The organism is Mycobacterium sp. 155 (assembly GCF_000373905.1).
Taxonomy (GTDB): Bacteria; Actinomycetota; Actinomycetes; order Mycobacteriales; family Mycobacteriaceae; genus Mycobacterium.
The window spans coordinates 2,881,715-2,903,275 of the sequence record NZ_KB892705.1; the positions used below are offsets into that span (position 1 = coordinate 2,881,715).

Below are 21,561 nucleotides of genomic sequence, written 5' to 3' on the forward strand. Positions count from 1 at the left end.
TTCAGCTCTCCGTGCTCTCAGCGGCCGGCGCAGCCTCGACAGCAGCGGCCTCAGTAGCGGCGGGCGCATCTTCGGTCGCAGCGCGGCCGGCCTCGGTACTCGTCGCCGTGGTGCCCGAGGAACCGCTACGACGCGGACGGGTACCCGACGGACGCTCACGACGCGGGCGGTCGGAACCGGCCGGCGCGGCGGCGGTGAGCTCGCGCTTACCACCGACGATGTCGCCCTTGTAGATCCACACCTTCACGCCGATCCGGCCGAAGGTGGTCTTGGCCTCGTAAAGGCCATAGTCGATGTCGGCCCGCAGCGTGTGCAGCGGGACCCGGCCCTCGCGGTAGAACTCCGAGCGACTCATCTCAGCACCGCCGAGGCGGCCCGAGCACTGCACCCGGATGCCCTTGACGTTGGGCTGACGCATCGCCGACTGGATCGCCTTGCGCATGGCACGACGGAACGCGACACGGTTGCTCAGCTGCTCGGCAACGCCCTGGGCGACCAACTGAGCCTGCGACTCAGGGTTTTTCACCTCAAGGATGTTGAGCTGCACCTGCTTGCCGGTCAGCTTCTCCAGGTCGGCGCGAATCCGGTCGGCCTCGGTGCCACGGCGACCGATGACGATGCCGGGGCGCGCGGTGTGGATGTCAACGCGAACCCGGTCCCGGGTGCGCTCGATCTCCACATCGGCGATACCGGCCCGCTCCAGGCCGGTGGCCAGCAGGCGACGGATCGCGACGTCTTCCTTGACGTAATCCTTGTACTGCTTGTCGGCGTACCACCGGGACTTCCAGTCGGTCGTGATACCGAGTCGGAAACCGTGGGGGTTGATCTTCTGGCCCACTACTCCGAGCCTCCCTTCGTCTCGGCGGTGTTCTTCGCGGCCGTGTCTGAGGCTGCCGCCTTCGCGGCAGCGGAAGCCTTGCTTCCCTGAGCACGACGGCTGCGTGCAGAGCCCGCGGAGCCACCCCGTTCGGAACGGCTCGGCCTACTTTCGACGATCACGGTGATGTGGCTGGTGCGCTTGCGAATTCGGAAGGCACGGCCCTGGGCACGCGGGCGGATGCGCTTGGCGGTCGGGCCCTCGTCTGCGTAGACGGTGGCGACAACCAGCGTGGTCGGATCCAACCCCTCGTTGTTCTGCGCGTTGGCGGCAGCGCTCGCGATCACCTTGGCGACCGGCTCGCTGGCGGCCTGAGGCGCCCACCGCAGGATGTCGAGGGCTTCCTCGACGCTCTTGCCGCGGACCAGGTCGATAACGCGACGGGCCTTGGTCGGCGAGATGCGCACAAAGCGCGCCTTCGCCGTCGCGGACGGATATTCAGTCGTAGTCGTCATGGCCTACCGCCGCTTCGCTTTCCGGTCGTCCTTGATGTGACCCTTGAACGTACGGGTCGGTGCAAACTCGCCCAGCTTGTGTCCGACCATCGCCTCGGTGACGAACACCGGCACGTGCTTGCGACCGTCGTGGACGGCGAAGGTGTGCCCGATGAAGTCCGGGATGATGGTGGACCGACGCGACCAGGTCTTGATGACCTGCTTGGTGTTCTTCTCGTTCTGAACGTCGACCTTCTTGAGCAGATGGTCGTCGACGAACGGACCCTTCTTCAGGCTGCGTGGCATCGCTATTTACTCCTAGCGCTTCTTGCCGGTGCGCCGGCGTCGGACGATGAGCTTGTCGCTCGCCTTCTTGGGCTTACGGGTGCGGCCCTCAGGCTTGCCCCACGGGCTCACCGGGTGACGGCCACCGGAGGTCTTACCCTCACCACCACCGTGCGGGTGGTCGACAGGGTTCATCACGACGCCACGGACGGTGGGACGCTTGCCCTTCCACCGCATACGGCCGGCCTTACCCCAGTTGATGTTGGCCTGTTCGGCGTTGCCGACCTCGCCGACGGTGGCACGGCAGCGGACGTCGACACGACGGATCTCACCCGACGGCATACGCAGCGAGGCGTAAGTGCCTTCCTTGCCGAGCAGCTGGATGCTGACACCGGCGGAACGGGCCAGCTTGGCCCCACCACCGGGCCGCAGCTCCACGGCGTGGATCACGGTGCCGGCCGGGATGTTGCGCAGCGGCAGGTTGTTACCCGGCTTGATGTCGGCGTTGGCGCCCGACTCGATCACGTCACCCTGCTTGATGCCCTGCGGCGCGATGATGTAGCGCTTCTCGCCGTCGAGGAAGTGGAGCAGCGCGATGTTCGCGGTCCGGTTCGGGTCGTACTCGATGTGCGCGACCTTGGCGTTGACGCCGTCCTTGTCATGGCGACGGAAGTCGATGACGCGGTAGGCGCGCTTGTGGCCGCCACCCTTGTGTCGGGTGGTGATGCGGCCGTGGGCATTACGCCCACCGGTGCCGCTCAGCGGGCGAACCAGCGACTTCTCCGGAGTCGAACGAGTGATCTCGGCGAAATCGGAGACGCTGGCACCGCGACGACCCGGAGTCGTCGGCTTGTACTTGCGAATTCCCATATCAGTTAAATCCTCTTAGTTCCCGGCTCTAGGCCGGCGCTCCGAACAGATCGATCGGCTTGCTGCCCGCAGCCAACGTGACGATGGCGCGCTTGGTGCTCTTGCGCTGCCCGAAACCAGCGCGAGTGCGCTTGCGCTTGCCCTGCCGGTTGGCGGTGTTCACCGAATCGACCTTGACGTTGAAGATCTTCTCGATAGCGATCTTGATCTGTGTCTTGTTCGAATCCGGGTGCACCACAAAGGTGTACACATTGTCCTCGATCAGCCCGTACGACTTCTCCGAGATGACCGGAGCCAGGATGATGTCGCGGGGGTCGGTCACGGTTGCCATCAGGCCGACACCTCTTCTTTCTGGTCCTTGGTGCTCGAGGCGATGTAGGCGTTCAGCGCCTCGACCGAAAACACCACGTCGTCGGCGTTGAGCACGTCGTAGGTGTTGAGCTGATCCGGCGAGATCACATGCACGCCAGGCAGATTGCGCACGCTCTTGGCGCCCACCTCGTCGGTGCGACCGATGACGACGAGCACCTTCTTGTTCTCCGTCAGCGTGCTCAGGAATGCCTTGGCACCCTTAGTCGACGGGGTTTGGCCCTCGATCAACTCGGTGACTGCGTGGATGCGCTCGTTGCGGGCCCGGTCCGAAAGCGCGCCGCGCAGGGCGGCGGCGATCATCTTCTTCGGGGTCCGCTGGCTGTAGTCGCGCGGCTGCGGGCCGTGAACGACGCCACCACCGGTGAACTGCGGCGCGCGGGTCGAGCCCTGACGGGCGCGGCCGGTGCCCTTCTGCCGGTACGGCTTCTTTCCACCACCGGAGACCGCACCGCGAGTCTTGGTCGCGTGCGTGCCCTGACGCTTGGCGGCCAGCTGCGCGGTGACCACCTGGTGCATCAGCGCGATGTTGGGCTCGACATCGAACAGGGCAGCCGGCAGTTCTACCGTGCCGTCCGTGTTACCTGCCGGAGTCTTGACGTCAACTTTGAGTGTCATTACTTCTCGCCTCGCTTGATTGCGCTGCGGACGACAACCAGTCCACCGTTACGTCCGGGGATGGCGCCCTTGATCAACAGCACGCCGTTCTCGGCATCGACCTTGTGCACCTTGAGATTCTGGGTGGTCACCCGATCGTTGCCCATACGGCCCGACATCCGGGTGCCCTTGAACACGCGGCCCGGGGTGGCGCAGCCACCGATCGAACCGGGGCGGCGGTGCACTGCCTGGGCACCGTGTGCGGCGCCCTGGCCACTGAAACCGTGACGCTTCATGGTGCCGGCGAAGCCCTTGCCCTTGCTGGTGCCGGTCACGTCGACGTAAGCACCGTCGGCGAAGATCTCGGCGGTCAGTTCCTGACCCACCTCGTACTCGGCGGCGGCAGCCTCGTCATCGAGCCGCAACTCGGCCAGGTGCCGGCGCGGGTTCACGCCCGCGGCGGCGTACTGACCGGTGACCGGCTTGTTGACCTTGCGCGGGCTGATCTCGCCGTAAGCGAGCTGCACAGCGCTGTAGCCATCGCGCTCGGGGGTACGGATACGGGTCACCACGTTGGGGCCGGCCTTGACGACCGTCACCGGGACGACTTTGTTGTTCTCGTCGAACACCTGCGTCATGCCCAGCTTGGTGCCCAAAATGCCTTTTCTAGCCATTTGATTCGGGATCTCCTACTGGGATAACTACTGAATATTGACGTCGACACTGGCCGGCAGATCGATGCGCATGAGAGCGTCAACGGTCTTGGGCGTCGGGTCGAGGATGTCGATCAGCCGCTTGTGCGTGCGCATCTCGAAATGCTCCCGCGAGTCCTTGTACTTGTGCGGGGACCGGATAACGCAGTACACGTTCTTCTCGGTCGGCAGCGGCACGGGGCCCACCACACTGGCACCGGTACGGGTGACCGTTTCGACGATCTTGCGCGCCGAGGCGTCAATGGCCTCATGGTCGTAGGCCTTGAGCCTGATGCGGATCTTCTGTCCCGCCACGCTTCTCCTACCTCGCTCCTGCTTCGTACATCGGCCGGCCGTCCCGGGACGAACCCGTCGGGCCTGGTGCCCCGGCGCGGATCGCGCCGAGATTTGCCGCCGCTGTTTACCTGTCTATGGTCCACCGGTCCCCGCGGTCGGGCGTGTCGCCCTCGTGCACACTCGCCCGCTCAGGAAATCCGTCACGATCGAGGCTGGGACCGGATGCGCCCATTTGGGCGCCGGTCGGATGCCCGGCCAGGAAGTACCTGGCGCAGGGCAACCCGAACAGTATGCCTTAGATCCCAGCCCGCTCCAAATCCCTGGTCAAACGGCTTCCTGCAGCATCGGGAGCATGGGCCGAATACTCGTACGCGCCGAGATTCACCTCAGGGACAGATTAGCCGTCGGATTTGTCCCTGACGTGAATCTGGGCGCATCGGGTCGGCGTTCACCAACCGCAACTTATCTTACTTCCCAGTAAGATCGTTGCCATGACCCCCGGATCAGGGACGCCGACCAGCACCTATCGAGCATGGCAGCAATTGGCCGGCAAGCCGCTGGGCACCAGGCTGTTCTCCCTGGCCGCGGCCGCCCGGGTCCCCTATTTCGCCTCAATCGTGCCGCACGTCGTGCGCATGGAGCCCGGCCTGGCCGAGGTGACCGCGCCGAAGTGGTTCTTCGTCTACAACCACCTGCACACCGTGCATGCCATCGCGGCGTGCAATGCCGCCGAGATGGCAATGGGCATGCTGATGGAGGCGACGGTGCCGACCAGCCACCGGTGGATCCCCAAGGCGATGACGGTGAACTACCTCGCCAAGGCCACCACCTCGTTGCGCGCGACGGCACGGCTGGATCCGCCGGACTTCGCGCACATCACCGAAGGCGCCGACGTCGTGGTACCCGTCAGCGTTACCGACCGCCACGGCGTCGAAGTCGTGCACGCCGACATCACCACCTGGGTCACCCCGGCCTGACGCCCACGCCCGACCCAGGTGTCGGCATCGTCAGCGGCCTCTCAATCCGGCCCAGAACGGGCACTGGTGTTCCTGCGCGAATCCGCCGGCCATGTGGCTGCCGTCGGACTGCAACGACATCCGGACCGCCGGGCTGGGCGTGCCGACAGAGGCCGGCCATCCCGGACTGCCGGTGGAGACGAATCGACTCCAGTCGTCGACCATGGCGTCGGACAGCTTCTGCTGAGCCGGATTCAGGGGCGGCGCACCACCGATGTCGAACAGATACCGCAGCTCCAGCGAATGGCTCGCGCCGACAGGGAATGGCAAGGTTCGCAAGGGTTCTGGCGCCGGAGCGTCCCGGTCGTTGAATTCGTAGACGTACACCGGTCCCGGCAGCGTGCCGGCCATCCGGTCGGCCACGCAGGCGAAATCGCTGTCGGTGACTGACGCCGAATATGCTTGCGCCACACCACCATACCGACTTACAGGGTACTGCGCGGCGACCTTGTCGGCGTCGGCGCCGAATGTCTCGGCGAGTAGCCTCGGGTATTCGTCAGGGGTAAAGCGCTCCCCCTCCAGCAGGTACCGCAGCGCCACGAACAACGTGAACTCGTCGCGGGTGGTGCCGATCAGCACCGGCACCCGGGCGGCTTGTCCGGCCGCGAATGCCGTCAGTGGCGCAACCGGCAGCACCTTCGTTCCGGTGATCGGACCGGTCAGTGCGTCACTGCCGATGTTGTAGTACCAGACGGGTTTTCGCAGCTGATCTACCGGAAGCGACCGCAGGCAGGCCGCGGCGGTGACCGGGTCCTGGCAACCGACGGTCGCGGCGTAGTCGAGACTGCGGCGTTGCGCGGTCGCCAAGTCCGCCTGCGCCTGGCACGGCGCGCTCATGAGGATCGCCGCCCGAAACAGTCCCGCAGAGCCGGGAGCCACGAGATGGTCGCACACCGACATGCCGCCGGCGGATTCACCGGCAATGGTCACCTGGTCGGGGTCACCACCGAATTGGGAGATGTTGTCGTGTACCCACTGGAGCGCTGCCTGCTGGTCGGTCATCCCGTAGTTACCGACGTCGCCCGCCGGTCCGAGCGCGGGGTGCGCCAGGAACCCGAGCGTGCCGAGGCGATAGTTGATGGTCACGACGACGATGTCGCCGCGCGCCGCCAGCCAGCGCGCGTCGTAAACCCCACTGTTGCCGTTGACGAAGGCGCCACCGTGGATCCACACCATCACCGGCCGGCGTTCGCCCGACACCGGCGGTGTCCACACGTTGAGGCTCAGACAATCCTCGGAGGTGTTGCGCCCCCGTTCGGGGTCTGCCGACGGGTCCTGGATGCATCGGGGACCGAACCGGGAGGCGTCGCGCACCCCGGCCCAGTCGGGGGCCGGAACTGCCCGCGCGAATCGCAACGGTCCGACAGGCGGTGCCGCGTAAGGAATTCCGGCGAACAACCGGTGGTCAACCGCCACATTGCCGCGCAATATTCCCTGCGCGACGTGAACAAAGGACGGATCACCGGTCGGCACTGGCGAACCCGATACCGTGCGGCTCGCCCCGCGGACGCAACCGGCAAGGACCATCGCCACCATGAAGACGATCACGGCGGCGATGGCCGTCAGACGACGGCTCGAGTGGCACACCTTTGCTGGCTGCACAGTCGCCGAGCCTAGCGGTTTACGATCCGCCATTCCGATACCCGAATTGGCGCCGGTCACATAAAGTGGCTATTTGACATCTGTCAAATATTGTTTGGGGCAGTTTCTGCACAAGCGCGCCCAGGATGGACCGATCATCGCGATGGTCGCGTGCGGCCCACGACTGGTGATCGCCAGCAAGGTGCTGCGGCGCGGACCACGACGGTCCGCCGACTTCTACAGCGCCACTGACTAATTCACGAGCCAGCGCAGTGCGGCACCTCCGCTGGAGCATGACCGGACCCGGTCGCAGCCGATACGAGAGAGGCCGCGGTTTCGATCACTCGGAAGTGCGGCAGCACGTCGCGCCAACTCCGGCCCGCAACCGCCCAAGCCGTCGAAGTCACCGGGCCGCCCCAAGCAGAAGTAGCCCCCGTTGACCGCTCCCGAGCCGCCGACGACCGACCCCCGGATGATCTCAGCGTGGCGGGGCAGGTGTTCGGTCAAAGCCGACCGGTAGTGGCGCACCACCCGGCTCGCGGTGCCGATCGGAAGCCTCAGCCCGTCGCTGATCTGAGCAGCGACGCAAGGATCCGAGGGGGCCGACCCGACCTCCACGACACACACGTGGCAGTAGGGGTCGGTGGAAAGTCGTTCGGCTCAAGACCGATCCGGCGCTGCTGGCGCCGACGATCAGAACATACTGCGGACGTGAGGGGCAAAAATTGCCGAGGCCGCGCTAACTCCGCAGCTGCGGTTTGAGAGCGCCGAGATTGCGCTCGCGGATAACGCCGGCCCACAGGCCCGCCCCGTAGGCGATGTCGTCGAGACGCTTGAGCAGGATGTGGGTCAGCAAGCCGACGGGCTTGGTGTCGTCATCGGCATTGCCGCGCCTGGTCGCCCAGTCAACCACCCCGTCGACCACCGCCGCCAGCAAAACCGCCTGCCGAGCTCGGCGGAACAGCAGCGCGGCGACCAGCGCAATGGGCCAGTAGTGCCGACAGATCGCCGAACACAACTGCAGGGCCGCGGACCACAGTCCGGTGGCGGTCACCACGGCGACGTCCTTGGGCTCCGTGTCCACCGTGCTGAGAGAACGGGCGATACGACGCCCGGTCATGACGGCAACGACCAGCGACGCCAGGTAGCCCACACACGAGCCGATCGCCAGCAACAACCAGACGACCAGACTCCAGCCGGAGATCACCAACGGCGCCGTCTTGCCGGGATGCCGCACTGTCAGCGGAGCCGCCGATGTGCCGTAGAAGGCTTTGCGGCTGAGCCACTCTCGAAGATCGGTACGATGATCGTGGGCAACCAGGGCGATGGGCTCGTACCGCAACCGAGCGCCGGCCTCGACAAAACGCCAGCACAGATCGACATCCTCACCGGACTGCATGGTCTCGTCGAATCCACCGACCGCGACCAGAGCCGACCGCCGGCAGATGATCGCAGCGCTGGGTACATAGGACACCGTTCCGTAGGGCACCACCGGCGCCTCCCGCACACCCAGGTCGAGCGAGGACCGCACAGCCTCGTATCGAGCAACCAGGTTGTCTGTGGTGCACAGCCCGACGATCCTGGGTGCCACGAGCGCGACGGTGGGATCGCAAAAGTGCCCCAGCAAAGCCTCAAGCCAGCCACGGCGCGGGACGACGTCAGAGTCGAGGAATGCCACGAAGTCTGTGTCGCAGGCTGACAGACCGCTGTTGCGGGCGGCGGCAGGTCCTTTGCTGTGAGTGTGCCGCAGCACTTGGACGTCGCAGTGCATAGCGGCGAACTCGTCCTCCGACACGGGGACCACAGAGCCGTCGTCGACCACGATGACCCGCAGCCCGCGCAGCGTTCCGATCAACCGATGCAACCCAGAAACGTTGTCGCGTACTGGAATGACGACAGTGACATCCCGATGCGACGGCCCGCTGGCCGGCCGCGGGTGGGCTACGGTGGCATCGAGCAGGGTCCGTGCCAGTTGGGCACTGACGGCGTCGCGCACCTCGAGGCGGCCGCCGTTGAGCATGGTTTGCGCGTTCGGCGCCAGCCGCAGCAGACGCGTCGGCGAGCCGCCGAGCAGAGCCGCCCCCTCACCGAGCACCTTGACTCGACGATCCACCTGCACGGCAAAGCCGTCGGGCAACCTCGGACCGGTCATGTCAGCATCCCGTTCCGGTCAGGCCGCCACCGCCGGATCCGGCCGGTGCACCCGTTTACCATCTCAGCAAAGATACGTTCCCCCTCGGACCGAAGCAGCCCCGTGGCCGCCGCCAGCACGGTCGCGTTTCCCCGGTGGCCGTTGACGAACACCAGCCGCGACACCCAACTCATGGCTGATCTGCCGTACGCCACCAACGAAAGCCGGACGGCTTCTGCGCCGATCGACACCGTGCCGGCGAGGCCTTCGTGCTCGGCTCCGTAGCGGATGGCTGGCGCCAGGATCCAGTTGGACCCGGCGACTCCGTCGAGGCGCTCCACCGCGGCACCCGCAACTGCCGAGGCGATGCGCGTATCGGTGTCCCGCGGCAAATGCGGTCCGTGCTGTCCGGTAGAACCGACCGGGATTACCAACATGGATGACACGTTGCGTAGCTGCCTCGATGTCGAGTTCCCGAGCTCGCTGGGGGAAGCCACTTGCCGATGGTAGGCCGAATTCACCTGGAGTGCGCGAATTGTTGACGCATCAACAGCAGTCGATCCCCCGGAACTTTTCCGCCGGCCCCCCAAAGCCATCACGTGCGCCTCTCCAGCCACCTTTGTCACGAGGAGGTTACGCGTTACGATCCGCCCCGACCAGTCCCCTGGTCAATTGCCAGTGGCCGGTGGCGCTCCCAGCGTGCGCAGCGCCGAGTCGATCCCGCCCGACAGGATGCTCCACGCCGGCCGCCCGTTGGCCGACCCCACAGCTAGGCCCGCCGATCAAGACGGCGCGGGTGCCCGGTGCCACGGCTTTGACTACGCCGCTGCCCCGGCGTATACCGCCGTCGAGCAAAACCACGGCCTGATCGCCGAAACCCCAGCTTCGACAGCATGTTTGGCGTCGTCGACGCGCACCATGCCCTTGAGCAGGACCGGACCGTCCCACTGCTCACGCAGCCAGGAGATGCCCTCTCAGGTCGGTCGTGGGGTGCCCATCCACCGCCCGTATGGCCTCGAAGAACCGCAGCCCCGGCTCACCACGCCGGCCCTGGTTGGGAACCCGCAGGTCGGGCGGGTTCAGATACTCGCCTAAACTCCACAACCAGCGTGGCTTGGTGAGCACCTCCGGCGACACCTTGACGATGATCCTGAGGCCCACGGCTCCAACTTCCCGGGCACGCAGCACCCGCTCGGCGATCTCGTCGCCGGCAAACGACGGTAGCCCCATGGCGGTACCGCGGGCCGCCGCGGCACGGGCGACGGCAACCTCGCCGGCGGGGCCGACCGTCTGCGCACCGGTCGGTGAGATGACGATAGGCATCGAAATATCTTGGTCCATAACGGTTGTCGACATCTCGCGCTTTCCGGCGCACCGATGACATGTCGGGCGAAGCCCAACTCGGCAAAGGCTTCGACGTTGCCGGAAACTGATACGCCCCTCTCACTGGCCGAGATCAGCGAGGAGTAGACGGCCTTCGGCGAACCTTTCTTCGCTCGCTGTTGAGCGATGGCAACGGTTTCGAATCAGGTATCGCTGGCCGGAGGAGTATGAGGTTCGGTCAGCAGCAGCATGGACGCCAATTCGCCGAACGGCCCGGCACCGGTCAGATCGGCGGTCCAGACCACCGGCTGCTTCCACGACTGTGGCTCTGTAGGCGCCAGACCTATCTGTGCCCACAGCAGATCCCTTGCCTCCTCAGCGATCTCGCAAGGTACCGCCTGTTCCACCTTGACGAACCCGTCCCGGATGAACGCGTCGACATCGATCATGTCGTCCAACATCGCCCACACGCGGCCCCCGCGCGAATGGGTTTCGGCGAGATTGGGGTGTCGGAGTTACGGCCTCAACGGCGACGATAGAGATGTGAGTGCCGAAACAGACGCTCCGCGGGCACTGCTAGCCCTCTACGACGAGGCGCTGCCGGTGGTGTACGGGTACTTCGTCCGGCGCTGCGGTAACCGCGGAACTGCGGAGGATCTGACGTCGGAGACGTTCCTGGCGGCGATGGATGCCGCCCGCAAACCGTCCCCGCCGCAGCTTTCGGTGCCATGGCTGATCGGGGTGGCCCGGCACAAGCTGGCCGACCACTACCGGCGGCGCCACGACCGATTCAGCGTTCCGGTGGCCGAATTGCCCGAACCGGTCGACCCGGTCGACGACTGGGATGCGGAGTTGGACCGCATCGTCGCCGAAAGCATCCTGGCCCGGCTGCCGGAGCAACATCGAACGGTGCTCGCCCTGCGGTACATGGACGACTGCACAGTGCCCGAATGCGCCGAGCTGATCGGTCGCACCGTTCATGCCACCGAAGCCCTGCTGGTGCGGGCCCGCCGGGCATTTCGAATGCAATACCCAGGACCGGAAGGAGGGAAGTCATGATCAACAACAACCGCGACCCGTTGACCGTGCTAAATGACGCCGACCTCCCGGTTGCCCCCGATCCGCAATTCGCCGACCGGCTGCGCGCGCGTCTGGAATCAGCCCTCGCACTTCCGAATCGAACCCAAGGAGTTGTCATGACCGGCACCGATAACGCCATCGCCGCCCTGACCTCTGAACCCGCCGCCACATCATCTCCGCGGCCCGCCGCCACATCATCTCCGCGGCCCGCCGCTACATCATCTCCGCGGCCCGCCGCGGTCCCCTACCTGGCTGTGCCCAACGCCCGTGCCGCCATCGCCTGGTACGTCGAGGCGCTCGGCGCCGTGCAGGTCGGCGAACCGATCGTGACGGATGACGGCCGCATCGGCCACGCCGAACTCACCCTCGCCGGCGGCACACTGTACCTGGCCGATGAGTTTCCCGAGATGGGTTTGAAAGCCCCGGCGCCACAGGAGAATTCAGTAAGCTTGTTGCTACAGGTGACCGACACGGATGCGGCATTGAATCGGGCCCGCCGCCATGGTGCGCAGGTGCAACGGGAGCCGTACGAGAACTATGGATCGCGCAACGCGACCATCATCGACCCGGCTGGTCACCGCTGGATGCTGGTCGGGCCGTCTACCGGTTCGCCGGCGCTGATCCAGCACGGCGATGTCGGGTATGTGTCGGTGTGGGCCCCCGACCCCGACAAGGCCGCGGCGTTCTACGGGCATGTCCTGGACTGGGTCTATGACCCGGTCGCCCGCAAGGTCACCAACACGGTGCAGCACATCGGGATCTATCCGATGCCGGGTGCGCCCACGCTGTTCTGCTGCTACGCCGTCACCGACCTGGACGCGGCCCGGCGGGCCATCACCGCGGGCGGCGGGGTCGCCGGAGAAGCCCAGCCGATGGAATTCGGCACGGTCCTGGACGCCACCGATCCCAGCGGCACGGCCTTCGCCGTGTTCCAGCCGTCCACCGAAGTCCCCCGCCCCGCCCTCAATGGCGCAGGGCCAGGCGAACTTTCGTATCTCACCTACGAAGTGACCGATTCCGCAGCGTTCAAGGAGTTCTACGGCCGAGTGTTCTCCTGGACGTTCGAACCGGGCCATATCGACGACGGCTGGGGCATCCAGGGCAGCCAGCCGATGTCAGGCGTGGCCGGGGGCAGCTCAACCACGACCGCGGTGCCGATGTGGACCGTCGCCGATATCGATGCCGCGGTAGCCCGGGTGCGGGAGGTCGGCGGGACAGTCCTGCAGGAACCGACCCAGCAGCCCTACGGATTGATGGCCGAGTGCGTCGACGATCAGGGCAGCCGGTTCTACCTCGGCCAGTTCTGATCGCAGGCACGCAATCATCGCGCGGTGCACGGCAGCCGATCTGCGCGATTACGGCGTCGTGCGTTCGATGAGGTTCGAGAGCACCACGATACTCTCACTGCGCTCGATGTTGGCGCTCGCCCGAATGCGTTCCAGCGCCTCTTCCAGGTGTCGCATATCCCGCGCGAGTACGTGCAGGATCGCATCCGCAGTCCCGGTTACAGTTGCCGCACTGACGATTTCGGGTATGTCGACCCAGGCCGCGCGCAGCTCCGCGGGCGCGATGGTGCCATGGCAGAAGACCTGGACATAGGCCTCGGTGCGCCACCCCAGCACATTGCGATCGACCACAGTGGTGAAGCCGCGGATCACCCCCGCGGCGACCATGCGGTCCACCCGCCGCTTGACCGCAGGGGCTGACAGGTTCACCTGTTGCCCGATCTCTGCGTAGGTGGCCCTGGCGTGCTCAGTAAGCCCAGCAAGGATCCGTTCGTCGGTCTCGTCCAGATGTTCCATATCAGACCCCGATGCACGCAATAGAACTTCGTATCTGCGTCTATTGTGCAACGTATCGATGGTATACACGCAACAAGCAACAATTGATTGCGTGTCAGCACGTTCATATCGTCGATTCATGACAACTCTTGGCGAGGTCATACCCGTCTCCGATGCCACTACTTCCACGCCGCGCCGAGCCATAACCCGCAGCTATGCCATGACCGAGCCCCGGTACTTCGCCGTGGAGTACGCGATCAATCCGTGGATGGACACGTCGACCCCGGTCGACCCACAGCGGGCGGTGAACCAATGGGACGCCCTGCGTCGGACGTATCTCGATCTCGGCCACGCTGTCGACCTGGTTCCACCGCGCCCCGGGCTACCCGACATGGTCTACGCCGCCAACGGTGGCATCGTCGTGGGCGACGCCGCCGTGGTCGCGAAGTTTGCTTACCCACAGCGCGCCGCCGAGGCCGACGCCTATGCCGACTGGATGACCAGTCGAGGTCTGACGCCAGTCCGCACCGGTCATATCAACGAGGGGCAGGGCGACTTCCTCCTCGTAGGATCAACTCTGTTGGCGGGCTGGGGTTTTCGCACAGAACGCGATGCGCATGAGGAAGTCGCGACCATCACGGGACTGTCGGTGGTCAGCCTGGAACTGGTCGACCCGCGTTTCTACCACCTCGACACCGCCTTGGCCGTCCTCGACAACACCACCATCGCCTACTACCCGGCGGCTTTCACCGACGCCGGCCGGTGTCGGATAACGGAGCTGTTTCCCGACGCCATCGAGGTCACCACCGCCGACGCGAACGTCCTCGGTCTCAACGTCGTCTCCGACGGACGCCATGTCGTGATGCCTTCGACGGCCACAGGTTTCGCGGAACAACTTCGCTCCGCCGGATTCGAGCCGATCGGTGTCGATCTCAGCGAACTGCTGAAAGGCGGCGGATCCGTGAAATGCTGCACCCTGGAGCTACACCCGTGAGCATGCTGCATGGCATGGACTCCGAGGTGATCAGTGCCGCCATCGCACTCGACGAGAGTTACGTCGCACACAATTACGCCCCCTTGCCGGTGGTGGCCGCCAGCGCCGAGGGGGCATGGATCACCGATGTGACCGGCCGGCGATATCTGGACTGCCTGGCGGCATATTCGGCAGTGAACTTCGGCCACCGCAACCCGGAGATCATCGCTGCGGCGCACGCCCAGCTGGACACCCTGACGCTCGTCAGCCGCGCATTCCACGCCGATCGGCTGGCACCGTTCTGCGCCGCGCTCGCCGGGCTGTGCAACAAGGGCATGGTGCTGCCGATGAACAGCGGTGCCGAGGCCGTCGAGAGCGGCATCAAGGTCGCCCGCAAGTGGGGCACCGACGTCAAGGGCGTCACCCCCGGCCAGGGCAATATCGTGGTTGCCCACAACAACTTCCACGGTCGCACCACCACCATCATCAGTTTCTCCGACGACGAGATGGCACGCCGCGGCTTCGGTCCCTACACGCCCGGGTTCCGCTCGATACCGTTCGGCGACGCCGATGCACTGGCCGACGCGGTCGACGACAACACGGTCGCGGTACTCATCGAACCCATCCAGGGCGAGGCCGGCATCATCGTCCCGCCCGCCGACTTCCTGCCGCGGGTACGCCAGATCTGTACCGCGCGCAACGTGCTGATGATCGCCGACGAGATCCAGTCCGGCCTCGGCCGTACCGGCCGCACCTTCGCGTGTGAGCATTGGAACGTCATCCCCGATGTCTATCTGCTGGGCAAGGCACTGGGCGGTGGTGTGCTACCCCTGTCGGCGCTGGTGGCCGACCGCGATGTGCTCGGTGTGCTGCATCCCGGCGAGCACGGTTCGACCTTCGGCGGCAACCCACTGGCCGCCGCGATCGGCAGCACCGTGGTGGCGATGCTGCAGCGTGGTGAATTCCAGTCCCGCTCAGCCGAACTCGGCGCGCACCTGCATGCCCGGCTACAGGCATTGGTCGGCCATGGCGTGCTCGCGGTACGGGGCCTCGGCCTGTGGGCGGGTGTCGACATCGAACCAGAGCTGGGTACCGGCAAACAGCTGTGCCTGGCTCTGGCCCAGCGCGGCGTGCTGGTCAAGGATACCCACGGCTCGACGTTGCGGTTCGCCCCGCCCTTGGTGGTCACGGCTGATGAGATCGACTGGGCCGTCGATCAATTCGCCGACGCCCTCGCCGAAGCTCGCCAGTCACGTTAGCCGCCGAGCAGACACTGCGGCCCAGGAACAACGGCGTGTCGGGTACCGGCGTGTCTGCTCGCGGGAGATGTTCGAGCCTCAGCCTCACACTCACCACGCCCGTCTGGACATACGATCGACCCCATGGTGCGTTTCCTGGTGCGGGTGGCAGTCTTTCTCGGTTCCGCGGCGATCGGACTGCTGGTGGCGTCGCTTCTGATCCCTGGTGTATCCGTGTCGGCTTCAGGCTTTGTAACCACTGTGGTGGTGTTCGCCCTCGCGCAGTCGATACTCGCGCCGTTCATCGCGAAGATGGCCTCCCGCTATGCATCGGCGTTCCTCGGCGGCATCGGGCTGGTTTCCACGCTGGTCGCGCTGTTCTTGGCGACGGTCCTCACCCACGGGCTGTCGATCCGCGGCCTGGGTTCCTGGGTGGGGGCCACTGTGGTGGTATGGCTGGTCACGGCACTGGCTACGCTGCTGCTGCCGCTGCTGGTGGTCCGGCGCAAAGCCGGCGAAGCAACTCCGCGATAGTCACCACTGCAGCGGATCACACATGATCCGCTGCTATAGCTCTGCGATGATCTGCTGCCGTTTGGCTGAGTACTCGGCGTCGGTGATGGCACCGGTGGCGCGCAACGTCTCCAATTCCTGCAACCGTTGCGCGGTCAACGGTTGGGGAGCCTGCATGGTCGGTGCGGGTGGAGCCTGCTGCGCGGTAGTGCGACGCACCACATTTGTGACTTGTTGGCGCACCACAGGATTGGACCTGATGTCGACGGTACCGGTCATCGGTACGTTGTTGGCCTTGAGGATCCGTAAGATCTCCAACAGCGGGCCAGCTTGTCCGGACAGATCATAGGTGCGGTGGTCCTCGTCCACGGTGAACTGGGCCGGCGTCAGTCCGCCAACCAAAGCGCTTCGTTGCCAATCGATTTGATAGTCGTTGGTGGCAGGGTCGACCAGGACGACCAGTTTGCGTCCGGTGATCAGCGGCAGTCGCGTCACGGAGGCGATGACGCGGTCCTGACTCTCGAACGGCGCCAGCCCGGGACCTTCGATGTGCAGGTCGAGCTTCACCAACGGCTGATCATTGATCTGAGTGCCGGTCTCGGCAATACCGATGACTTGGGCCAGCGCGAGAACACCATCCTGCTCCAAGAACTGCGACTTGGCCGCGGACTTGGCGCCGTAGTTCGTGATTGCCAGGGCTATCAGGACATCCGCCGCGGTGACAAGCAGACCGGTCCAGAACATCCACCGCAGCAAGCTCGGCTCGCCGATCGCGAAATACACGACAAGAAAAATCGGCCCGACCAGACCGCCGCAGAGCAATACCCACAGCTGAGCCTTCAGATATCGCCCGATCATCTGGCCTCCTCAGAACACCGACGCGAAATTGTCCGTCAGAGTATCGCCCACTCAGCCGCCAGCATCGATCACATCGACGGTCTGACAGGCGCGAGCTGACTGACCGACATTGCCGGAGCCAACAGTTGATACAGCGGCCAGGTCCACGCGTACCCGCCGGCATGCGAACGCGCGTAACCGGTGTGGATCGCCACGCCCGCCGGCGTCACTTCTTGGTCGTCGGAAATGGCGTCACAGACGGGATCGCCCACGTCGCACACGCTGATCGTGCGGGATCCGACGGACAGTGGCAGCGGGGACGTCGGCGCGTGCGCCATGATCGGCCACTGCTGTGCCATTCCCATCCCTTCCCCGGCCCACGCCGCGGTAGCGCTACCCAGGTTGTACGTCGGGTCGGCCGGCAACCGATCGCCGTCGGCGACCAACAACACGGCCGCCAGATTCGGACTGCTCGCGAGCGTTTGCAGATTTCGGTGCACCACCATCGCGCCTTGGGAGTATCCGGCCAGCACCACCTTGGTGGATGGGCACTGCTGGGTGAAGGCGGCGTACTGATTCGCCAACGCGGTGACCCCGGCATCGACGCTGTTCATGAAACCGGCCCAACCCAGCAGATTGCCGGTATCGGGGACGGCCACCGCCGGATAGTTGACCGCCTCAGCGGTGACGGTGCGACCGTCGCGTTGGACCTGCTGCGAAAGATCCTGCAGGGACCGGTAGATCACCCGGCCCATCCCGCCATTGACCGTCGGGTTGTTCCGCTCACCTGAGCCGGCGGCACCGATCCAGTGCACGTCAGGACATTCCGGGGCGGCATGCGCCGGAGCAGCGGACAAGCCCGCGAGCCCCATGACACCGATAGCGGCACATACCGCCACAATCCGACGACGGAACACAGCGACCCCCTGCTCTTCCACAGACAAAGCTAGCTCACCTAGGTAGTCGCCTCAGAAATCGCAGGCGTTACACCGCCCGCAACCGACAAACAAAAGCGGCGCCCACCCGAAGGTGAGCGCCGCTTTCTGCAGAGCGTCAGATCAACAACTACTTGTTGATCACGTAGGCGAGCCTACTTGTTGATCACGTAGGCGGGCCTACTTGTTGATCACGTAGGCGGGCCTACTTGTTGATCTTCGTAACCCGGCCGGCGCCGACGGTACGGCCACCTTCGCGGATCGCGAAGCGAAGGCCCTCATCCATGGCGACAGGCTGGATCAGCTTGACGGAGATGTCGGTGTTGTCACCGGGCATGACCATCTCGGTGCCCTCCGGCAGCGTCACAACACCGGTCACGTCGGTGGTGCGGAAGTAGAACTGCGGACGGTAGTTGTTGAAGAACGGCGTGTGGCGGCCACCCTCGTCCTTGGACAGGATGTAGACCTGGCCCTCGAAATCGGTATGCGGGGTGGTGGTGCCGGGCTTGACCACAACCTGGCCACGCTCGACGTCCTCACGCTTGATACCACGCAGCAGCAGACCGACGTTGTCACCGGCCTGACCCTGGTCGAGCAGCTTGCGGAACATCTCGACACCGGTGACGGTGGTCTTGGTCGTGGTCGGGCGGATGCCGACGATCTCGACCTCTTCGTTGACGTTGACCACGCCGCGCTCGACGCGGCCGGTGACCACGGTGCCACGACCGGTGATGGTGAAGACGTCCTCGACGGGCATCAGGAACGGCTTGTCGGTCTCACGAACCGGATCCGGGATCGACTCGTCGACGGCATCCATCAGTTCCTCGACGGACTTGACCCACTTCTCGTCGCCTTCCAGCGCCTTGAGCGCCGAAACCCTCACGACGGGGGCGTCCTCGTCGAAGTCCTGCGCGGCCAGCAGCTCGCGGACCTCCATCTCGACGAGCTCGATGAGCTCCTCGTCGTCCACCGCGTCCGACTTGTTCAGCGCGACCAGGATGTAGGGCACACCCACCTGGCGGGCCAGCAGCACGTGCTCGCGGGTCTGCGGCATCGGGCCGTCAGTGGCGGCGACCACCAGGATGGCGCCGTCCATCTGGGCTGCACCGGTGATCATGTTCTTGATGTAGTCGGCGTGACCCGGGGCGTCCACGTGCGCGTAGTGACGCTTCTCGGTCTGGTACTCCACGTGGGAGATGTTGATGGTGATACCGCGCTGACGCTCCTCAGGCGCATTGTCGATCTGGTCGAATGCGCGCGATTCGTTCAACTCCGGGTACTTGTCGTGCAGAACCTTGGTGATTGCTGCAGTAAGCGTGGTCTTGCCGTGGTCAACGTGACCGATGGTCCCGATGTTGACGTGCGGCTTCGTCCGCTCGAACTTCGCCTTCGCCACTGTGGTGTCCTCCTGGACTTGTTGGTGCTTTGTCTTAAAGCAGTATTGATGTGTTCAGTTGTGCGGTCTGCGAGGCTACCGGGTCACTGGCCCGTCGCCTTCGCTCGGATCGACTGCTCGACTCCGGCTCAGTTCGCGCCTCGGCCGCAAGCGGCCTTCAGTGCTTTACTGACCCGTCGCCTTCGCGATGATCTCCTTCGACACGTTCGCCGGAACCTCGGCGTACGAATCGAACACCATGGAGTAGTTCGCCCGGCCCTGGGTCTTCGACCGGAGGTCGCCGACGTAGCCGAACATCTCCGACAGCGGCACCTGCGCCTTGACGACGCGCGCACCACTGCGCTCCTCCATGGCCTGGATCTGACCACGGCGGGAGTTCAAGTCGCCGATCACGTCGCCCATGTAGTCCTCGGGCGTGGTGACCTCGACGGCCATGATGGGCTCGAGAATGACCGGCTGAGCGGCCTGCGCGGCCTTCTTCAGCACCTGCGAGCCGGCAACCTTGAATGCCATTTCCGAGGAGTCGACCTCGTGGTAGGCGCCGTCGAGCAGGGTGACCTTCACGTTCACCAGCGGGTAACCGGCGAGCACGCCGTACTGCATGGCGTCCTGCGCACCGGCATCCACCGACGGGATGTACTCACGCGGGATGCGGCCACCGGTGACCTTGTTCTCGAACTCGTAGGTCGCACCGTCCTCGCCGTGGAACGGCTCCAGGTCGATGAGCACCTTCGCGAACTGGCCCGAGCCACCCGTCTGCTTCTTGTGGGTGTACTCGACCTTCTCCACCTTGCGGCGGATGGTCTCGCGGTAGGCCACCTGCGGCTTGCCGACGTTGGCCTCGACCTTGAACTCGCGGCGCATGCGGTCCACCAGGATGTCCAGGTGAAGCTCGCCCATGCCGCCGATGACGGTCTGGCCGGTCTCCTGGTCCAGGTGCACCTTGAAGGTGGGATCCTCTTCGGCGAGCTTCTGGATCGCGGTGCCCAGCTTCTCCTGGTCGCTCTTGGTCTTGGGCTCGATGGCCACCTCGATAACCGGGTCCGGGAAGGTCATCGACTCCAGCACGACCTGGTTGTTCGCATCGCTCAGGGTGTCGCCCGTGGTGGTGTCCTTGAGACCGATCACCGCGTAGATGTGGCCCGCGGCGGCCGTCTCGACCGGGTTCTCCTTGTTGGCGTGCATCTGGAACAGCTTGCCCAGCCGTTCCTTCTTGCCCTTGGTGGCGTTGATGACCTGCGCGCCGGACTCGACCTTGCCCGAGTACACGCGCACGTAGGTGAGCTTGCCGAAGAACGGGTGCACGGCGATCTTGAACGCCAGCGCGGCGAACGGCTCGTCGGTGGACGGACGACGCAAGATCTCCTCGTCCTCCTTGCCCGGGGCGTGGCCACGGACCGACTCGACGTCCAGCGGCGACGGCAGGTAGTCGATGACCGCGTCGAGCATGGGCTGAACGCCCTTGTTCTTGAACGCGCTGCCACACAGCACCGGGTACAGCTCGCTGGACACCGTCAGTTTGCGGATGGCGCCCTTGATCTCGTCGATGGTCAGCTCTTCGCCGCCCAGGTACTTCTCCAGCAGCGCCTCGTCCGTCTCGGCGACGGTATCCATGAGCTCGGCACGGTACTCGGCGGCCCTCTCGGCCAGGTCCGCGGGAATCTCGACGGTCTCGTAGCTCTCACCGAGCTTGGTCTCGCCACGCCACACCTTGGCGTTCATCTCGACCAGGTCGACGATGCCCTCGAAGTCGTTCTCGGCACCGATCGGCAGCTGGATCACCAGCGGCTTGGCACCGAGGCGGTCCTTGATGGTCTGCACGGTGAAGTAGAAGTCGGCACCCAGCTTGTCCATCTTGTTGACGAAGCAGATACGCGGGACGTCGTACTTGTCGGCCTGCCGCCACACCTGCTCGGACTGCGGCTCGACACCTTCCTTGCCGTCGAAGACGGCGACCGCACCATCGAGCACGCGCAGCGAGCGCTCCACCTCGACGGTGAAATCGACGTGCCCGGGGGTGTCGATGATGTTGATCTGGTTGCCGTTCCAGAAGCACGTCACAGCGGCGGAGGTGATGGTGATACCCCGCTCCTGCTCCTGCTCCATCCAGTCGGTCGTGGAGGCACCGTCGTGCGTCTCGCCGATCTTGTAGTTGACGCCGGTGTAGTAGAGGATGCGCTCGGTCGTCGTCGTCTTGCCGGCGTCGATGTGCGCCATGATGCCGATGTTGCGGACCTTACTCAGGTCAGTCAGCACGTCCTGTGCCACGGAAGTCTTCCCACTCTTTCGCTTGCTTGATTAGGTGTTCGATTACGCGCCCACTGGCACCCGACTCT

24 protein-coding genes and 2 pseudogenes are annotated in these 21,561 nt (G+C 65.2%); 7 read left to right on the plus strand and 19 right to left on the minus strand.

The annotated features are described in order from the left end of the window. Window position 1 precedes the first annotated feature (1 nt). From rpsC to rpsJ, 8 genes are read right to left on the minus strand one after another with little or no spacing between them, the layout of a single operon-like run. Window positions 2-838, minus strand: a complete 837-nt coding sequence (rpsC, locus tag B133_RS0113730; RefSeq protein ID WP_018601836.1) for a 30S ribosomal protein S3 — start codon at window positions 836-838, stop codon at window positions 2-4. After that, window positions 838-1,332 (minus strand): 50S ribosomal protein L22, encoded by a 495-nt coding sequence (gene rplV / locus B133_RS0113735; protein WP_018601837.1) that lies wholly within the window; start codon window positions 1,330-1,332, stop codon window positions 838-840. Before rplV ends, rpsC begins: the two co-directional genes overlap by 1 nt. A 3-nt stretch (window positions 1,333-1,335) precedes the next feature. After that, on the minus strand, window positions 1,336-1,617 hold the full coding sequence (gene rpsS / locus B133_RS0113740) for a 30S ribosomal protein S19 (RefSeq protein ID WP_010908582.1): 282 nt from the start codon (window positions 1,615-1,617) through the stop codon (window positions 1,336-1,338). A gap of 12 nt (window positions 1,618-1,629) precedes the next feature. Further along, window positions 1,630-2,466: a 50S ribosomal protein L2 gene (gene rplB / locus B133_RS0113745; RefSeq protein ID WP_018601838.1), complete on the minus strand. Its 837-nt coding sequence runs from the start codon at window positions 2,464-2,466 to the stop codon at window positions 1,630-1,632. Window positions 2,467-2,494: 28 nt separating this feature from the next. Next, on the minus strand, window positions 2,495-2,797 hold the full coding sequence (rplW, locus tag B133_RS0113750; RefSeq protein ID WP_018601839.1) for a 50S ribosomal protein L23: 303 nt from the start codon (window positions 2,795-2,797) through the stop codon (window positions 2,495-2,497). Further along, complete coding sequence (rplD, locus tag B133_RS0113755; RefSeq protein ID WP_018601840.1) at window positions 2,797-3,453, minus strand: 50S ribosomal protein L4; 657 nt, start codon at window positions 3,451-3,453, stop codon at window positions 2,797-2,799. The genes rplW and rplD overlap by 1 nt, the downstream gene beginning before the upstream one ends. After that, window positions 3,453-4,106: a 50S ribosomal protein L3 gene (gene rplC / locus B133_RS0113760; protein ID WP_026256407.1), complete on the minus strand. Its 654-nt coding sequence runs from the start codon at window positions 4,104-4,106 to the stop codon at window positions 3,453-3,455. Before rplC ends, rplD begins: the two co-directional genes overlap by 1 nt. Window positions 4,107-4,133: 27 nt before the next feature. Continuing rightward, on the minus strand, window positions 4,134-4,439 hold the full coding sequence (gene rpsJ / locus B133_RS0113765) for a 30S ribosomal protein S10 (RefSeq protein WP_003883485.1): 306 nt from the start codon (window positions 4,437-4,439) through the stop codon (window positions 4,134-4,136). 473 nt (window positions 4,440-4,912) lie between these two features. Here rpsJ and B133_RS0113770 point away from each other — a divergent pair, with 473 nt between their 5' ends. Further along, the gene (locus B133_RS0113770; RefSeq protein WP_018601842.1) at window positions 4,913-5,398 is read left to right on the plus strand and encodes a hotdog fold domain-containing protein; all 486 of its coding nucleotides are present in this window, start codon (window positions 4,913-4,915) and stop codon (window positions 5,396-5,398) included. 30 nt (window positions 5,399-5,428) lie between these two features. Here B133_RS0113770 and B133_RS0113775 read toward each other — a convergent pair whose 3' ends face one another. Further along, entirely contained in the window at window positions 5,429-7,072 is a 1,644-nt protein-coding gene (locus tag B133_RS0113775) for a carboxylesterase family protein (RefSeq protein ID WP_051088120.1), read from the minus strand. A gap of 40 nt (window positions 7,073-7,112) precedes the next feature. Between B133_RS0113775 and B133_RS24440 the strand changes: the two genes are divergently transcribed. Next, complete coding sequence (locus B133_RS24440; RefSeq protein WP_157625873.1) at window positions 7,113-7,274, plus strand: hypothetical protein; 162 nt, start codon at window positions 7,113-7,115, stop codon at window positions 7,272-7,274. A 46-nt stretch (window positions 7,275-7,320) separates the two neighbouring features. Here the strand turns inward: B133_RS24440 and B133_RS0113785 are convergent. The 5 genes and pseudogenes from B133_RS0113785 to B133_RS0113805 form a co-directional block, all read right to left on the minus strand. Continuing rightward, window positions 7,321-7,715: pseudogene (locus tag B133_RS0113785) on the minus strand (GMC family oxidoreductase N-terminal domain-containing protein); the annotation flags it as partial. Between the two features lie 42 nt (window positions 7,716-7,757). Next, window positions 7,758-9,170 (minus strand): mycofactocin biosynthesis glycosyltransferase MftF, encoded by a 1,413-nt coding sequence (gene mftF, locus B133_RS0113790; RefSeq protein WP_018601847.1) that lies wholly within the window; start codon window positions 9,168-9,170, stop codon window positions 7,758-7,760. Continuing rightward, window positions 9,167-9,670, minus strand: a complete 504-nt coding sequence (locus tag B133_RS0113795) for a creatininase family protein (RefSeq protein ID WP_018601849.1) — start codon at window positions 9,668-9,670, stop codon at window positions 9,167-9,169. The genes mftF and B133_RS0113795 overlap by 4 nt, the downstream gene beginning before the upstream one ends. 215 nt (window positions 9,671-9,885) lie before the next feature. Next, a pseudogene (locus B133_RS23750) lies at window positions 9,886-10,660 on the minus strand (alpha-hydroxy-acid oxidizing protein); the annotation flags it as partial. A gap of 15 nt (window positions 10,661-10,675) precedes the next feature. Continuing rightward, window positions 10,676-10,933 (minus strand): hypothetical protein, encoded by a 258-nt coding sequence (locus B133_RS0113805; protein WP_026256411.1) that lies wholly within the window; start codon window positions 10,931-10,933, stop codon window positions 10,676-10,678. 82 nt (window positions 10,934-11,015) lie between these two features. On the opposite strand from B133_RS0113805, the gene B133_RS0113810 reads away from it, so the two are divergent. Beyond that, a complete protein-coding gene (locus tag B133_RS0113810) occupies window positions 11,016-11,531 on the plus strand; it encodes an RNA polymerase sigma factor (protein ID WP_018601853.1) in 516 nt (171 codons plus the stop codon). Next, entirely contained in the window at window positions 11,531-12,859 is a 1,329-nt protein-coding gene (locus tag B133_RS0113815) for a VOC family protein (RefSeq protein ID WP_026256412.1), read from the plus strand. Before B133_RS0113810 ends, B133_RS0113815 begins: the two co-directional genes overlap by 1 nt. Before the next feature lie 48 nt (window positions 12,860-12,907). On the opposite strand, the gene B133_RS0113820 is transcribed toward B133_RS0113815, so the two are convergent. Then, a complete protein-coding gene (locus tag B133_RS0113820) occupies window positions 12,908-13,354 on the minus strand; it encodes an Lrp/AsnC family transcriptional regulator (RefSeq protein WP_018601857.1) in 447 nt (148 codons plus the stop codon). A 118-nt stretch (window positions 13,355-13,472) separates the two neighbouring features. Here B133_RS0113820 and ddaH point away from each other — a divergent pair, with 118 nt between their 5' ends. From ddaH to B133_RS0113835, 3 genes are all read left to right on the plus strand, one after another. Beyond that, entirely contained in the window at window positions 13,473-14,327 is an 855-nt protein-coding gene (ddaH, locus tag B133_RS0113825; protein WP_085974190.1) for a dimethylargininase, read from the plus strand. Between the two features lie 2 nt (window positions 14,328-14,329). Next, window positions 14,330-15,565 carry an ornithine--oxo-acid transaminase gene (gene rocD / locus B133_RS0113830; RefSeq protein ID WP_036418635.1) on the plus strand — a complete coding sequence of 412 codons (1,236 nt, stop codon included), beginning with the start codon at window positions 14,330-14,332 and terminating at the stop codon, window positions 15,563-15,565. Between the two features lie 123 nt (window positions 15,566-15,688). Further along, window positions 15,689-16,078: a phage holin family protein gene (locus B133_RS0113835; RefSeq protein ID WP_018601861.1), complete on the plus strand. Its 390-nt coding sequence runs from the start codon at window positions 15,689-15,691 to the stop codon at window positions 16,076-16,078. Between the two features lie 33 nt (window positions 16,079-16,111). Here B133_RS0113835 and B133_RS0113840 read toward each other — a convergent pair whose 3' ends face one another. The 4 genes from B133_RS0113840 to fusA form a co-directional block, all read right to left on the minus strand. Beyond that, window positions 16,112-16,915, minus strand: a complete 804-nt coding sequence (locus B133_RS0113840; protein ID WP_018601862.1) for an SHOCT domain-containing protein — start codon at window positions 16,913-16,915, stop codon at window positions 16,112-16,114. A gap of 68 nt (window positions 16,916-16,983) precedes the next feature. After that, entirely contained in the window at window positions 16,984-17,766 is a 783-nt protein-coding gene (locus B133_RS0113845) for a cutinase family protein (RefSeq protein WP_018601863.1), read from the minus strand. Between the two features lie 268 nt (window positions 17,767-18,034). Further along, window positions 18,035-19,225, minus strand: a complete 1,191-nt coding sequence (tuf, locus tag B133_RS0113850; protein ID WP_018601864.1) for an elongation factor Tu — start codon at window positions 19,223-19,225, stop codon at window positions 18,035-18,037. A gap of 165 nt (window positions 19,226-19,390) precedes the next feature. Continuing rightward, window positions 19,391-21,493, minus strand: a complete 2,103-nt coding sequence (gene fusA, locus B133_RS0113855) for an elongation factor G (protein WP_018601865.1) — start codon at window positions 21,491-21,493, stop codon at window positions 19,391-19,393. Window positions 21,494-21,561: the final 68 nt, after the last annotated feature.